At 36.4% G+C, this 13,826-nt stretch carries 17 protein-coding genes; all 17 read left to right on the plus strand.

All coding sequences use genetic code 11. From position 1 onward, the window contains the following. The first annotated feature begins 26 nt into the window (after positions 1-26). The 17 genes from pdxA (at position 27) to H7350_RS04020 (ending at position 13,787) form a co-directional block, all read left to right on the plus strand. A complete protein-coding gene (gene pdxA, locus H7350_RS03940; protein ID WP_204344562.1) occupies positions 27-1,073 on the plus strand; it encodes a 4-hydroxythreonine-4-phosphate dehydrogenase PdxA in 1,047 nt (348 codons plus the stop codon). An 84-nt stretch (positions 1,074-1,157) separates the two neighbouring features. Then, positions 1,158-1,700 (plus strand): YceD family protein, encoded by a 543-nt coding sequence (locus H7350_RS03945; RefSeq protein ID WP_204344950.1) that lies wholly within the window; start codon positions 1,158-1,160, stop codon positions 1,698-1,700. Between the two features lie 8 nt (positions 1,701-1,708). Next, positions 1,709-1,912, plus strand: a complete 204-nt coding sequence (rpmF, locus tag H7350_RS03950) for a 50S ribosomal protein L32 (RefSeq protein ID WP_204344563.1) — start codon at positions 1,709-1,711, stop codon at positions 1,910-1,912. Positions 1,913-2,092: 180 nt separating this feature from the next. Then, positions 2,093-3,088: a beta-ketoacyl-ACP synthase III gene (locus tag H7350_RS03955; protein WP_204344564.1), complete on the plus strand. Its 996-nt coding sequence runs from the start codon at positions 2,093-2,095 to the stop codon at positions 3,086-3,088. A gap of 37 nt (positions 3,089-3,125) precedes the next feature. Continuing rightward, positions 3,126-3,617, plus strand: a complete 492-nt coding sequence (gene accB, locus H7350_RS03960) for an acetyl-CoA carboxylase biotin carboxyl carrier protein (protein ID WP_204344565.1) — start codon at positions 3,126-3,128, stop codon at positions 3,615-3,617. 74 nt (positions 3,618-3,691) lie between these two features. Further along, a complete protein-coding gene (gene accC / locus H7350_RS03965) occupies positions 3,692-5,041 on the plus strand; it encodes an acetyl-CoA carboxylase biotin carboxylase subunit (RefSeq protein ID WP_204344566.1) in 1,350 nt (449 codons plus the stop codon). A gap of 168 nt (positions 5,042-5,209) precedes the next feature. After that, on the plus strand, positions 5,210-6,325 hold the full coding sequence (locus tag H7350_RS03970; RefSeq protein WP_204344567.1) for an NAD(P)/FAD-dependent oxidoreductase: 1,116 nt from the start codon (positions 5,210-5,212) through the stop codon (positions 6,323-6,325). Positions 6,326-6,328: 3 nt separating this feature from the next. Next, on the plus strand, positions 6,329-7,033 hold the full coding sequence (gene mtgA / locus H7350_RS03975) for a monofunctional biosynthetic peptidoglycan transglycosylase (RefSeq protein ID WP_204344568.1): 705 nt from the start codon (positions 6,329-6,331) through the stop codon (positions 7,031-7,033). Continuing rightward, positions 7,026-7,481 carry a GreA/GreB family elongation factor gene (locus tag H7350_RS03980; RefSeq protein ID WP_204344569.1) on the plus strand — a complete coding sequence of 152 codons (456 nt, stop codon included), beginning with the start codon at positions 7,026-7,028 and terminating at the stop codon, positions 7,479-7,481. Before mtgA ends, H7350_RS03980 begins: the two co-directional genes overlap by 8 nt. A 56-nt stretch (positions 7,482-7,537) precedes the next feature. Then, positions 7,538-8,677 carry an NAD(P)/FAD-dependent oxidoreductase gene (locus H7350_RS03985; protein WP_204344570.1) on the plus strand — a complete coding sequence of 380 codons (1,140 nt, stop codon included), beginning with the start codon at positions 7,538-7,540 and terminating at the stop codon, positions 8,675-8,677. Next, positions 8,674-9,387, plus strand: a complete 714-nt coding sequence (locus tag H7350_RS03990; RefSeq protein WP_204344571.1) for a methyltransferase domain-containing protein — start codon at positions 8,674-8,676, stop codon at positions 9,385-9,387. The genes H7350_RS03985 and H7350_RS03990 overlap by 4 nt, the downstream gene beginning before the upstream one ends. Position 9,388: 1 nt before the next feature. Next, the gene (locus H7350_RS03995; RefSeq protein WP_204344572.1) at positions 9,389-10,441 is read left to right on the plus strand and encodes a type III polyketide synthase; all 1,053 of its coding nucleotides are present in this window, start codon (positions 9,389-9,391) and stop codon (positions 10,439-10,441) included. After that, entirely contained in the window at positions 10,435-11,232 is a 798-nt protein-coding gene (locus tag H7350_RS04000; RefSeq protein ID WP_204344573.1) for an SDR family oxidoreductase, read from the plus strand. Before H7350_RS03995 ends, H7350_RS04000 begins: the two co-directional genes overlap by 7 nt. Positions 11,233-11,234: 2 nt before the next feature. Then, positions 11,235-11,690: a 3-hydroxyacyl-ACP dehydratase FabZ family protein gene (locus H7350_RS04005; RefSeq protein WP_204344574.1), complete on the plus strand. Its 456-nt coding sequence runs from the start codon at positions 11,235-11,237 to the stop codon at positions 11,688-11,690. 1 nt (position 11,691) lies between these two features. After that, positions 11,692-12,963, plus strand: a complete 1,272-nt coding sequence (locus tag H7350_RS04010) for a beta-ketoacyl-[acyl-carrier-protein] synthase family protein (protein WP_204344575.1) — start codon at positions 11,692-11,694, stop codon at positions 12,961-12,963. A 3-nt stretch (positions 12,964-12,966) separates the two neighbouring features. Beyond that, the gene (locus H7350_RS04015) at positions 12,967-13,221 is read left to right on the plus strand and encodes an acyl carrier protein (protein WP_204344576.1); all 255 of its coding nucleotides are present in this window, start codon (positions 12,967-12,969) and stop codon (positions 13,219-13,221) included. After that, positions 13,218-13,787: a 4'-phosphopantetheinyl transferase family protein gene (locus tag H7350_RS04020; protein WP_204344577.1), complete on the plus strand. Its 570-nt coding sequence runs from the start codon at positions 13,218-13,220 to the stop codon at positions 13,785-13,787. Before H7350_RS04015 ends, H7350_RS04020 begins: the two co-directional genes overlap by 4 nt. Positions 13,788-13,826 lie beyond the last annotated feature (39 nt).

Genomic DNA, 13,826 nt, shown 5'->3' on the forward strand with positions numbered 1-13,826 from the left:
AATTACGGACATTAGAAAACATCTTGATGGAAAAAGACAAAAAAATAAAACTAGGAATTTCAATAGGCGATTTAAATGGTATTGGATCAGAAATCATAATCAAAACGTTTGAAGATAATCGTATGTTGGAGTTTTGTACTCCTGTGATATTTGCTTCGATTAAAACCATGTCTTTTTTTAAAAAGCACTTTAAGAGTGCTATCAACTTTCATGGCATTAATCACACCGATCAAATCATTCATGGAAAAGTCAACGTACTCAATGTCTGGAAAGAAAGTGTCTCAATTAATTTTGGAGATGAAGATGTAAAGATTGGAAGTTATTCGGTAAAATCTTTAGAAGCGGCAACAAAAGCCTTAAAGGAAGATGCAATAGATGTACTGGTTACTGCACCAATACACAAGCACAATATTCAGTCTGATAGTTTTAAGTTTCCCGGCCACACAAATTATTTAGCCGAAAAGCTAGGAGGAAAAAGCTTAATGTTTATGGTAACACCTACTTTAAAAGTTGGCTTGTTAACAGATCACGTTCCGGTAAAAGATGTCCCAAATTATATCACATCCGAACTCATCCATGAAAAAATAAACACAGTCTATAACTCCTTAATTAAAGATTTTAGGATAAGTAAACCTAGAATAGCAGTTTTGGGTATTAACCCTCATGCAGGTGATAATGGTGTTATTGGAGAAGAAGATGATAACGTTTTAAGACCAACATTGGAGCAAATTAAAAGCAAAGGGAAGATGGTGTATGGTCCATATTCTGCTGATAGTTTTTTTGGATCGGCTAACTATAAAAACTTTGACGCAATTATAGCATCTTATCACGATCAAGGCTTAATACCATTTAAAACTATTGCTTTTGGTCATGGTGTAAACTATACTGCAGGCCTAAATAAAGTAAGAACGTCTCCAGATCATGGAACCGCTTTTGAAATAGCTGGAAAAGGTGAAGCAGATTATGGCTCTTTTAAGGAAGCTGTTTTTATGGCATTACAAATTTTTAAAAACAGAGAGGAGTATGAAGAATACTCAAAAAACCCGTTAAAAAAAGCGCCTAAAAAATCATAATTTGCGTTATAAACATTTTTTGTTTATAACTATCGTTTAATAAATTAAAATTTATATATTTGCAGGCTCAAAATGAATGCGATGATGAAGCCTTTTAAGGAATATACGATACCATTTGTTGGTCTCAAAGTAGGAAAGCACCATTTTGATTATCAAATTGATAAAGCGTTCTTTGAACATTTTGAGTATGATGATTTTAATGATGTCAACGTTACAACAGAGTTGGTTTTAGAAAAAAAGACAACCTTGTTGGAGTTGTATTTTGAAATTTCTGGTAGTGTAAATGTCAACTGTGACCTTACAAATGAACCTTACGACCAAAGTGTTGAAGGTGATTTTAAATTGGTAGTTAAGTTTGGTGATGATTACAACGATGAATTTGAAGATATATTAATCATTCCACATGGTGAATATGAAATCAACGTGGCACAATATATTTATGAGTTAATCATATTGTCTATGCCTGCGAAACGTGTTCATCCTGGAGTTGAAGACGGAACATTAGATTCAGAAATACTTAAAAAGTTAGAAGAATTAAGCCCAAAAAGTTTAGGCGAAAAAGAAGAAACATCAGAGGAAATTGATCCTCGTTGGAATACATTAAAAAAACTATTAACGGATAAATAACATATAAAATGGCACATCCTAAAAGAAAAATATCTAAAACAAGAAGAGATAAAAGAAGAACACATTATAAAGCATCTGTTCCTACAATTGCTACGTGTCCTACAACAGGAGAAGCACATCTTTACCACAGAGCTCACTGGCACGAAGGTAAATTATACTACAGAGGTCAAGTATTGATTGATAACTCTGAAGCAGAAGAAAATTTAGCATAAGTATTATGCATGCATATAATAAAACGCTCAGCTTTGGGCGTTTTTTTTATGTTTAATTTCTCTAAGTCTTAAAAACGACTTAATTTGCACCTTATTCGTTCAAAATTTAGTATTTTCATTAAAATATTACCTTTTTTTAACGATTTTCGTCTTTTTTGGACTGTTTTTTAAAAATATAATATGAGTAAAATCACAGCTGCAATCACAGGAGTGGGCGCTTATGTACCTGAATATCGATTGACCAACCAAATTTTGGAAACCATGGTCGATACCAATGACGAATGGATTACCACACGTACAGGAATTAAAGAACGCCGTATTCTTAAAGAAGAAGGAAAAGGCACATCTTTTTTAGCAATTAAAGCTGCTCAAGACCTTATTGATAAAAAAGGTATTGACCCTAAAGACATAGAATTAGTAATCGTTGCAACTGCAACACCAGATATGAAAGCTGCCTCAACCGCAGCTTTTACTGCAACTCATATAGGTGCAATCAATGCATTCTCTTTCGATTTAGAAGCCGCATGTTCAAGTTTTCTCTTTGGAATGTCGGTAGCTTCAAGTTATATCGAATCTGGAAAATATAAAAATGTATTGCTTATTGGAGCCGATAAAAACTCTTCTTTTATCAACTATAAAGATAGAGCTACCTGTATTATTTTTGGTGATGGTGCTGGAGCAGTATTATTTGAACCTAATCATGAAGGTTTAGGACTGCAAGATGAAATATTGAGAAGTAATGGCGAAGGACGTGAGTTTTTACAAGCCACTTATGGAGGGTCGTCTTATCCAATTACTGCAGATACATTTAATGAAGGGAAACATTATGTGTTTCAAGAAGGAAGAACAGTTTTTAAAAATGCCGTATTTAATATGGCAGATGTCACTGAACGTATTTTAGAAAGAAACAATTTAACCAACGATGATATCTCATGGCTAGCTGCACACCAAGCTAATAAGAGAATCATCGAAGCTACGGCAAGTAGAGTATCGTTAGAGCCTGCTAAAGTCATGATGAATATCCATAAATATGGAAATACAACATCTGCTACTTTACCATTGCTCTTACACGATTACGAATCGCAATTAAAAAAAGGCGATAAAATTATATTCGCAGCCTTTGGAGGCGGATTTACTTGGGGCTCAATTTATTTAAAATGGGCTTATAATTCATAACCAACTTTTAACTAACTAATTAAAAAGACTAATAATTATGGATATTAAGGAAATTCAAAACTTAATCAAATTTGTAGCCAAATCTGGAGCAAGTGAGGTTAAACTAGAAATGGATGATGTTAAAATCACCATTAGAACTGGATCTGATGACAAAGGGGATTCAACCACTTATGTTCAACAAATACCAGTAAACCAACCTGTTACTCAGGCAATCCCTGTAGCGGCTCAAGCTCCTGTAGCTGCACCAGCAGCAGATGCTCCCGCAGCAGCTTCAGCAGATGATTCAAAATATATCACAATCAAATCACCAATAATCGGTACGTTTTACCGTAAACCATCTCCAGACAAACCTGTATTTGTCGAAGTTGGATCTACTATAGGCGAAGGTGACGTATTGTGCGTTATTGAAGCTATGAAATTATTCAATGAAATTGAATCCGAAGTGTCAGGTAAAATTGTTAAAATTTTAGTTGATGATTCTTCTCCAGTAGAATTCGATCAACCTTTATTTTTAGTTGATCCATCATAACCAAATTTAAAATTCCAAAATACAATTCCACCATTTAGGAATTTGGAATTTGAGATTTTAAATAGCAATAAGTTATGTTTAAAAAAATATTAGTAGCTAATAGAGGTGAAATAGCACTACGTGTTATTAGAACCTGTAAGGAAATGGGTATTAAAACAGTCGCTGTATACTCTACAGCAGATGCAGAAAGCTTACATGTGAAGTTTGCTGACGAAGCTGTTTGTATAGGACCTCCTTCAAGTAGTGAATCTTACCTTAAAATATCAAACATCATTGCGGCTGCAGAAATTACAAATGCAGATGCCATACATCCTGGATACGGGTTTTTATCAGAAAACGCTAAGTTTTCAAAAATCTGTGAAGAGCATGATATTAAATTTATTGGTGCATCACCCGAAATGATTGATAAAATGGGAGACAAGGCAAACGCTAAGGCAACAATGATTGCTGCAGGAGTGCCATGTGTGCCAGGAAGTGAAGGTGTTATTAAAGATTTTGAAGAGTGTAAAAAACTAGCCAAAGAAACCGGTTATCCAGTCATGCTTAAGGCATCAGCTGGAGGTGGTGGAAAAGGAATGCGTGCCGTTTGGAAACCAGAAGATTTACAAAATGCATGGGAATCTGCTCGTACCGAATCTAAAGCAGCCTTCGGAAATGACGATATGTACATGGAAAAACTCATCGAAGAGCCACGACATATTGAAATTCAAATTGTAGGAGATTCTACAGGACGTGCATGTCATTTGTCAGAACGTGATTGCTCTGTACAACGTCGTCACCAAAAATTAACCGAAGAAGTTCCTTCACCATTTATGACCAAAGCCTTACGCGAAAAAATGGGTAAAGCCGCAGTAAAAGCTGCAGAGTACATTAAATATGAAGGCGCAGGAACTGTAGAGTTTTTAGTAGACAAACATCGTAATTTCTACTTCATGGAAATGAATACACGTATTCAGGTCGAACACCCAATTACCGAGCAGGTTATTGATTTCGATTTAATTCGTGAGCAAATCTTGGTGGCAGCAGGTGTTCCAATTTCTGGTAAAAACTATACTCCAAACTTACATTCTATTGAGTGTCGTATCAATGCCGAAGATCCATTTAATGACTTTAGACCTTCGCCAGGACGTATCACAACACTTCATGCGCCAGGAGGACATGGTGTTCGTTTAGATACACATGTATATGCTGGTTATGTCATTCCGCCAAACTACGATTCAATGATTGCAAAGTTGATTACCACTGCGCAAACACGTGAAGAGGCTATTAATAAAATGAAACGTGCTTTAGACGAATTCGTGATTGAAGGTATTAAAACAACCATTCCATTCCACAGGCAATTGATGGAGCATCCAGATTATTTAGCAGGTAATTATACCACTAAATTCATGGAAGATTTCGTCATTCAACCTGAAGAAGAATAATAAAATAACGACTCCGAAATTAACCTTTCGGAGTTTTTTTATACAGTTTATTTGGGTGTGCTTTTATCTCAAAGTGTTGAGACAAAAGTCAGGCTCTCGCAAGTCGCTCTCTTTGAGGAGCTCCAACAATTGCTCCATCCTTAACACAAAAACCATTACATTAGAGCAATGAATTTAAGCTACTGGGAAATAAAATCATGGCTCACCAATATAGATTACACTATAGTTGGTAGCGGCATCGTGGGTCTTAATTGTGCCTTACAATTAAAAAAACGGTTTCCTAAAGCAACAATTCTAGTGCTAGAAAAAGGGATGCTACCTCAAGGCGCAAGTACAAAAAATGCTGGCTTTGCTTGTTTTGGTAGCCTAAGCGAAATTATTGACGACCTTAAAACACATACTGATGAAGAAGTCTTTCAACTCGTAAAAAAGCGTATTGATGGTTTACAAGTATTACGAAGTACTTTAGGCGACACAAATATAAATTATCAGCAATTTGGAGGCTACGAATTGTTTTCTAAAACAGATGATTTATTTGAAAATTGCTATTCCAAAACTGATGACATCAACCAACTGTTATATCCATTGTTTAATGATGAGGTTTTTAGTTTTAAAACGAATGCATTCGGTTTTAAAAATTGCCACGAGCGTTTGAGTTTTAATCAGTTTGAAGGTCAGATCGATACAGGTATGATGATGAATACTCTAATCCAAAAGGTCTATGATTCAGGAATTAAAATACTTAATAATATCACTGTAGAGCAGTTTTCTGAAGCTACAAATTCAGTTAAAGTCAAAACGAATGCTTTCGAATGTTCAACATCAAAATTACTCATTGCTACAAATGGCTTTGCTTCAGGTTTAGGCATTTCCGAAGTCAAACCCGCAAGAGCACAAGTGCTAATAACGAAACCAATCCAGGATTTGCATATTAAAGGAACCTTCCATTTAGACCAAGGCTATTATTACTTTAGAAATATTGACAATCGTATCTTGTTTGGAGGCGGTCGAAACCTCGATTTTAAAGGTGAAGAAACGGCAGCATTTGGTCAAACAGAACGCATTCAAAATGAACTTGAACATCTTTTAAAATCAACAATTTTACCTAACACTACTTTTGAAATCGATCAGCGATGGAGCGGTATTATGGGTGTTGGTCAACAAAAAAAACCGGTGGTCAAACAACTCAGCAATCACGTCTATTGTGGTGTGCGTCTTGGCGGAATGGGTGTGGCTATTGGAAGTCTTATCGGACAAGAGTTAGCAGATTTGGTACACGCTTAAAAAATGAAATTTATAAAACGCTTTTTTAGATTTGTGTTTAAAACCTTGTTCTGGGTTTTTATATTTTCTATTGTAATTGTCGTGATATTTAAATGGGTTCCAGTACCTATAACTCCATTAATGATTATTAAAAACATAGAGCAAACCGATGCTAATAAAAAAGGCTGGCAACACGATTGGGTACCATTAGAAACCATATCAACCAACTTACAACTGGCCGTTATTTGCAGTGAAGATCAGTTGTTTTTAACACACAACGGATTTGACATTAAAGCCATTGAAAAAGCTTACGAAAACAACAAAAAAGGACAACGTATTAAAGGCGCAAGTACCATAAGTCAGCAAGTCGCTAAAAACGTATTTCTTTGGCCAGAACGCAGTTGGTTACGCAAAGGTTTAGAAACCTATTTTACATTTTTAATCGAGCTTATTTGGAGTAAAGAGCGCATAATGGAAGTTTATCTCAATAGTATTGAAATGGGTCCTGGTATTTACGGCGCAGAAGCCGCATCTCAATACTGGTTTAAAAAAACAGCGTCAAGGTTATCTAAGGATGAAGCCGCTGCAATTGCCGCTATACTGCCTAATCCAATACGCTATCGAGCTAACCCAGCAACACCATATATTTCAAGTAGAAAAGTATGGATTACCAAACAAATGCGCTATTTTGGAACCCTACACTATCCAAAACGAGAAAGCGATGAATAGCAGTCTGAAACACACTTTATTTGAACAATGTCAGCATTTTGTAGACGGACGCTTAAATGCTATTCAACAAACCATAAGCGAGATTCAGGAGTCGCTTAGTTCTGAAACCAAAAGTTCGGCTGGAGATAAGCACGAAACTGGTCGTGCTATGCTTCAGTTAGAGCGTGAAAAAGCAGGACAACAATTGGCTGAAATTCAGAAACTAAATCAAATATTATCTAAGATAGACCTATCTAAACCTTCTAAAACAATCGGTTTAGGCAGCCTGGTTTTTACAACACAAGCTCATTATTTTATAATAATTAGTGCTGGGCAACTACTAGCACAAGACCAACAATTTTATGCGATTTCAGCAAATACTCCCATTGCAAAATTACTTCTGGGAAAACAAGCAGGTGACTTAATTACATTCCGTAATCAAGAATTTACAATTATAGAAGTCCGTTAATTTTAATCTCAATCAATTTCGACTTATCTTTAAGGAAATTGATTAAGAAAAAGATATTGAATACAAATTCCTCAACCTTTGATGTGATTATCGTTGGAGGTGGATTGGCTGGATTATCTAGTGCAATTCACTTATCAAAGTATAAACTGAGCGTCTTAGTTATTGAAAAAAACAAGTATCCAAAACATAAGGTTTGTGGTGAATATGTATCAAATGAAGTCTTACCATATCTTAATTTTTTAAACCTTGACGTATTTCAATTAGGCGCTAAAAGGATTGACACATTTCAGTTATCTACTAAAAAAAGCAAACTTATTTCTGCTACATTGCCTATGGGTGGCTTCGGGATTAGTCGGTTTTGTTTAGATGCTGCATTAGCTGAAAAAGCAATAGAGCATAACGCTCAGATTTCACAGGATACTGTTGAAGATATTCAGTTTTTCGATGATAGGTTTTCCGTAGCTACCAAAAACAGTAAAAGCTATAAAGCGAAAATAGTGATTGGTGCTTATGGGAAACGTGCTAATGTCGACCTAAAACTCAACCGGAAATTTATAAAAACAAAGTCGCCATACTTAGCTGTAAAAACGCATGTTACAGGTGAGTTTCCTGACAATGTGGTCGCTCTTCACAATTTTGAAGGAGGCTATTGTGGTGTTTCTAAAGTTGAAAATGACCGTATCAATGTGTGTTATATTACTAATTATAAGTCTTTTAAAAAATTTAAAAGCATTGATGAGTTTCAACATGAAGTGCTGTTTAAAAATGAACATTTAAAGCACATTTTTAATCAAACATCTCCCGTTTTTGAGCAGCCAATCACTATTAGTCAGATTTCTTTTGAAAATAAAAGCCCTATTGACCATCATATCATCATGTGTGGTGATACTGCTTCACTCATTCATCCTTTATGTGGTAATGGGATGAGCATGGCTATAAAAAGTGCACAAATCGCCTCTAAGCTTATTGTGAAATATTTTAATTCGGAAATTCCTAATAGAGAAGCCTTAGAAAAGCAGTATCTTAGAGAATGGAACGCCGTTTTTAAATCGCGTTTAAAAACAGGTCATAGAATAGCAAACCTATTTAATCACTCTAAACTTTCCGAAGTTTCGATGCAAGTATTACAATGGTTTCCCATGATTTTACCACATATTATAAAACGAACCCATGGAAAATTAATGCAGGTGAAATGAGTTTACTAGTGAACACAAAATATAGAAGTGACCAGCAGGAAATCATGGATGATTTAAGCTATGATGGTCCGATACTATTAGACGCCTTAGATAAACTGGCAAAAATAAATCAATGGCTTGGCGGGAATGCTGTGACGATTAACGGACTAAAAAAAGTCCTAAAAAATCATCCCAAAAGCGAACTTGTTACTATTATTGATTTGGGCTGTGGTGGTGGCGATATGCTTAGAGACGTCTCGCGATTTGGAAAGCGTCATGGCTACCGTTTTCAATTAATAGGAATTGATGCCAATCCCAATACGATAAGCTATGCGGAGTCCCAATCTAAAACCTACGATAACATACAATTTAAAACAATTGATATTTTTTCTGAAGCGTTTGAACAACTCGACTATGATGTGGTTCTAGCAACACTGTTTTTACATCATTTTAAAGATGAAGCGCTTATTTCGTTTTTGAAATCAGTTTTAAAACAAGCTAAGTATGGTATTGTCGTCAACGATTTACACCGACATAAATTAGCGTACTATTTATTTAAGGTGTTGTGCACAACGATACAAAACAAAACCATTGTTGAAGACGGACTCACCTCTGTATTACGAGGATTTAAACGAAAGGAATTAATTCATATCTCGGAAGAACTAAATGCCAATTATCACATACGTTGGAGATGGGCTTTCCGTTTTCAATGGATATTGAAGCAAAACTAATATGAGCGTAAAAATAACATCAGTAGCAAAACAACTGCCTAAATACACGAGAGAAACCAAAGATATTATTCCGTATTTAGATCTGTGGTTATCGGGTCAGGAGGAACGTTTTCAGCGAAAAGTCATCAAGCTTTTTGAGAATGCTGGTGTGGATCGTCGCTATTCTATTATGGATGCCGAAGCCGTATTTTTAAAAACATCTTTTGAAGAAAAAAATGCTATTTATGCACGTGAAGTTGTCAAACTGGCCGAGCAATCCTTAGTCAAAGCTTTAAATAAAGCCAAGCTACAACCTACCGATATTGATTACATTATTACGGTTAGTTGCACCGGAATTATGATTCCGTCCATGGATGCCTACCTAATTAATAACCTCAAAATGAAACAGGATATCGTTAGACTCCCCGTTACAGAAATGGGTTGTGCAGCAGGTGTTTCAGGAATTATTTATGCTAAGAACTTTTTAAAAGCCAATCCCAATAAACGCGCTGTTGTCATTGCTGTAGAATCACCAACAGCGACCTTTCAGTTAGATGATTTTTCAATGGTGAATATTGTGAGTGCTGCTATTTTTGGTGATGGCGCATCAAGTGTTATTTTATCCTCTTATGAAGATGAAAAAGGTCCGAAAATCATTGATGAAGCGATGTATCATTTTTATGATGCCGAAACGATGATGGGCTTTAAACTCGTCAATACAGGATTACAAATGATTTTAGATAAAGCGGTTCCTGAAACTATTTCTGAACATTTCCCAAAAATTGTCCATCCGTTTTTAGAACGAAATCACAAAACGATTGCAGATATAGAGCATTTGATTTTTCATCCTGGCGGCAAAAAAATTGTCCAAACCGTTGAGGATTTATTTGGATCTTTAGGAAAAAATATAGACGATACCAAAGCAGTTTTAAGAGATTATGGCAATATGAGTAGTGCCACTGTTTTATATGTTTTAGAACGCTTTATGGATAAACAATTGCCACAAGGAGATCTTGGATTAATGTTGAGTTTTGGTCCAGGATTTTCGGCACAACGTATATTATTAGAATGGTAAGAGAATTTAAAAATAAAAACTATTGGGCACTCATCTTAGGAGGTTCCAGTGGATTAGGTTTAGCAACAGCCAAAAAACTGGCAGCACATGGGATGAATATTTGTATTATCCATAGAAATTCAAGAACTCAAGAGGCCGAAATAGCTTCAGAATTTGAAACCATTAAAGCAGAAGGCATTCAGTTTAAATCGTATAATGTAGATGCGTTTAAAGTTGAAAAGCGCACACAAATCATTTCAGAATTAAAACCTATTTTAGGTTCCGAATCACGTATAAGAATCCTAGTTCATAGTGTCGCCAAAGGCAACTTAAAACCGATGATTTCCGAAGATAATCCAACCTTAAAAACCGATGATTTTAACTTAACCATCAATGCGATGGCCATTAGTTTATACGATTGGAGCAAAGCCCTTTTTGAAGCAAAATTATTCGCACAAGATGCTCGAATTATCAGTTTTACCAGCGAAGGCAACACTAAAGCCTGGAAGTATTATGCGGCTGTTTCTGCAGCTAAAGTTACTTTAGAAGCCATCACCAGAAACATCGCTTTAGAATTTGCACCTTTCGGAATAAAAGCCAATTGTATTCAGGCTGGTGTGACAGATACGGCCTCTTTACGGATGATTCCAGGAAGTGATCAAATCAAAGCTCATAGCCTAAAACGCAATCCACATAAACGTTTAACGCAGCCTGAAGATGTCGCCAATGTCGTGTATCTTTTATCTAAAGATGAAGCGCGCTGGATTAACGGTTGCGTGATCCCTGTGGATGGCGGCGAACATATTAATTAACCATGACAGCACAAGAGATCATAGCGCGTTTACCTTATCAAGATCCGTTTTTGTTTGTGGACACCTTGACTGAAATTACTTCGGAAGGTATCACCGGACAGTACACTTTTAATAAAGACGCCTATTTTTATAAAGGTCATTTTAAAAACCGTCCCATAACGCCAGGTGTTATTTTAACAGAATGTATGGCGCAAATCGGACTCGTTTGTTTGGGAATGTATATGCTGAAGGAAGAATTACGAGGAAATGCTATTCCGCAAATTGCACTTACTTTCAGTCAGATAGATTTCTTTTTGCCAGTATATCCTGGAGAACAGGTGACCGTCGTATCTGAAAAAGACGTATTTCGGTTTCATAAACTGAAATGCAATGTCAAATTATACAATGAAAAAGGCGAATTAGTCTGTCGCGGAAAACTATCAGGAATGATTAAAATTCCCGAAAAGTCAGAATTATAATATGAAAAACAGAGTCGTTATTACAGGGTTAGGAGTTGTTGCACCAAATGGCGTCGGACTTGATGCGTTTAGCAAAGCCATCAAAAATGGTCACTCTGGAATCACACATCACCAACAATTGGCCGACTTAAATTTCTCCTGCTGTATTGGAGGTATTCCGCATATTTCTGAAGACAAAAAGCTGGAGTATCTTACACCTTTACAATTAAGAGGCTTCAATAGTTCGGGTATTTTGTATGGTTGTATTGCAGGAATTGATGCCTGGAAAGACGCAGGATTTTCTATAACTAGCGATAGTAAACTAGATTTTGATAGTGGTACTGTCTTCGGAACAGGCACTTCGGGTGTTGAAAAATTTAGAGAGGCTATTTACAAACTTGATGATGGTGATGTAAAGCGTCTCGGAAGCACTGTTGTGGTGCAGACTATGGCGAGCGGTATTAGTGCATTTCTCGGTGGAATTCTAGGATTAGGCAATCAGGTAACAACCAATTCTTCAGCATGTACCACAGGAACTGAAGCTATTTTGATGGGTTATCAACGGATTAAAAACGGACAAGCTAAACGCATGCTCGTTGGAAGTTGCAGTGATGATGGACCTTATATTTGGGGCGGATTTGATGCGATGCGTGTCATGACTTATAAGCACAATGAATCTCCAGAACAGGGTTCGAGACCTATGAGCGCAAGTGCTTCAGGTTTTGTGCCAGGCGCTGGTGCTGGTGCTTTAGTTTTAGAATCTTTAGAAAGTGCTTTAGAGCGTCAGGCAACGATTTATGCTGAGGTTTTGGGCGGACATATGAACTCGGGTGGTCAACGTGAAGGCGGAACAATGACAGCGCCAAATGCCGAAGCGGTGCAACGTTGTATTACTGATGCCATTGCCAATGCTCAAATTTCTGCAGCAGCTATTGATACCATTAACGGCCATTTAACAGCCACTTCAAAAGATAGCTTAGAGATTGAAAACTGGACCAAAGCCCTACAAAGAAAAGGTGATGATTTTCCTTATATTAACTCCTTAAAATCGATGGTTGGTCATTGTTTGGCTGCCGCAGGAAGTATTGAAGCTGTGGCGACTGTACTTCAGTTGAAAGAGCAGTTTGTGTTTCCAAATATCAATTGTGAAGATGTACATCCGGAGATTTCTGCATTGATTTCAGAAGAAAAAATTATTAAAACAGCATTAGAAACAGAACTAAACATTGCCGTAAAAGCCAGTTTTGGTTTTGGCGATGTCAATGCTTGTGTTATCTTTAAGAGCTATAATTAAGTTATGACAAACGACGAATTAATTGCCAAGTTAAAAACCATTGTTCAACCCTATATTCAAGATGAAGCGGCTTTTGAAACGCTTTCAGAAGATACCGATTTTATTAACGATTTAAAGATTAATTCTGCGAATCTCGTCGATGTGATTCTGGATGTTGAAGACGAATTTGATATCAGAATCGAAAATGAAGACATGGAAAAAATGACGTCTGTAAAGGCGGCAATGGCCATCGTTACCGAAAAATTAGCAGCTCAATGATAGGTAATGATATTGTCGATTTAAAACACAGTGCTTCCAATTGGAAACGACAGCGTTTTTTAGATAAAGTCTTCACTAAAAAAGAACAGTTTCTTGTTTTGTCTTCTGAAAACCAACATCAAATGCTTTGGTTGTTATGGAGTATGAAAGAGGCAGCGTATAAAGTTTATGTGCAGCAGTTTGGTGAACGGTTTTTTAATCCGAAACGTTTGGTGTGTGCGCTCATTTCCGAAGCGGAAGGATTTGTAAGTATCAACAACGTTGTGTATGTCACATCCTCAGAAATTACTGAAGACTATGTGTACACCATTGCAAATGCAAACTGTCAAAAAGCGACAAATAGTTCAGTTATTAAAACTGAAATACAACTGTATCATACCCAAAGTAGCTTACTGAAACAGGCTTTTATAGAATCGGTTTCTGAAACTACAAACATAGAACCGAATGTGTTGAACATTAAAAAGACAAAACAAGGCGTTCCGCAGTTATTTATAAATTCTGAAATATCAACCCTTTCCTTTTCATTAACCCATTGCGGCCGATTTTCCGGGTTTGTGTATTGCTAAATTAAAAAGCAGACTAACCAAAGTCAGTCCGCCTTTTCC

Source organism: Psychroserpens algicola (genome assembly GCF_014526325.1).
GTDB lineage: Bacteria > Bacteroidota > Bacteroidia > Flavobacteriales > Flavobacteriaceae > Psychroserpens > Psychroserpens algicola.

What these genes read in the sequence shown, in the direction of transcription:
- pdxA (WP_204344562.1), top strand. Translation starts at nt 27, where the DNA reads ATGGAAAAAGACAAAAAAATAAAACTAGGAATTTCAATAGGCGATTTA.
- H7350_RS03945 (WP_204344950.1), top strand. Translation starts at nt 1,158, where the DNA reads ATGAAGCCTTTTAAGGAATATACGATACCATTTGTTGGTCTCAAAGTA.
- rpmF (WP_204344563.1), top strand. Translation starts at nt 1,709, where the DNA reads ATGGCACATCCTAAAAGAAAAATATCTAAAACAAGAAGAGATAAAAGA.
- H7350_RS03955 (WP_204344564.1), top strand. Translation starts at nt 2,093, where the DNA reads ATGAGTAAAATCACAGCTGCAATCACAGGAGTGGGCGCTTATGTACCT.
- accB (WP_204344565.1), top strand. Translation starts at nt 3,126, where the DNA reads ATGGATATTAAGGAAATTCAAAACTTAATCAAATTTGTAGCCAAATCT.
- accC (WP_204344566.1), top strand. Translation starts at nt 3,692, where the DNA reads ATGTTTAAAAAAATATTAGTAGCTAATAGAGGTGAAATAGCACTACGT.
- H7350_RS03970 (WP_204344567.1), top strand. Translation starts at nt 5,210, where the DNA reads ATGAATTTAAGCTACTGGGAAATAAAATCATGGCTCACCAATATAGAT.
- mtgA (WP_204344568.1), top strand. Translation starts at nt 6,329, where the DNA reads ATGAAATTTATAAAACGCTTTTTTAGATTTGTGTTTAAAACCTTGTTC.
- H7350_RS03980 (WP_204344569.1), top strand. Translation starts at nt 7,026, where the DNA reads ATGAATAGCAGTCTGAAACACACTTTATTTGAACAATGTCAGCATTTT.
- H7350_RS03990 (WP_204344571.1), top strand. Translation starts at nt 8,674, where the DNA reads ATGAGTTTACTAGTGAACACAAAATATAGAAGTGACCAGCAGGAAATC.
- H7350_RS03995 (WP_204344572.1), top strand. Translation starts at nt 9,389, where the DNA reads ATGAGCGTAAAAATAACATCAGTAGCAAAACAACTGCCTAAATACACG.
- H7350_RS04000 (WP_204344573.1), top strand. Translation starts at nt 10,435, where the DNA reads ATGGTAAGAGAATTTAAAAATAAAAACTATTGGGCACTCATCTTAGGA.
- H7350_RS04005 (WP_204344574.1), top strand. Translation starts at nt 11,235, where the DNA reads ATGACAGCACAAGAGATCATAGCGCGTTTACCTTATCAAGATCCGTTT.
- H7350_RS04010 (WP_204344575.1), top strand. Translation starts at nt 11,692, where the DNA reads ATGAAAAACAGAGTCGTTATTACAGGGTTAGGAGTTGTTGCACCAAAT.
- H7350_RS04015 (WP_204344576.1), top strand. Translation starts at nt 12,967, where the DNA reads ATGACAAACGACGAATTAATTGCCAAGTTAAAAACCATTGTTCAACCC.
- H7350_RS04020 (WP_204344577.1), top strand. Translation starts at nt 13,218, where the DNA reads ATGATAGGTAATGATATTGTCGATTTAAAACACAGTGCTTCCAATTGG.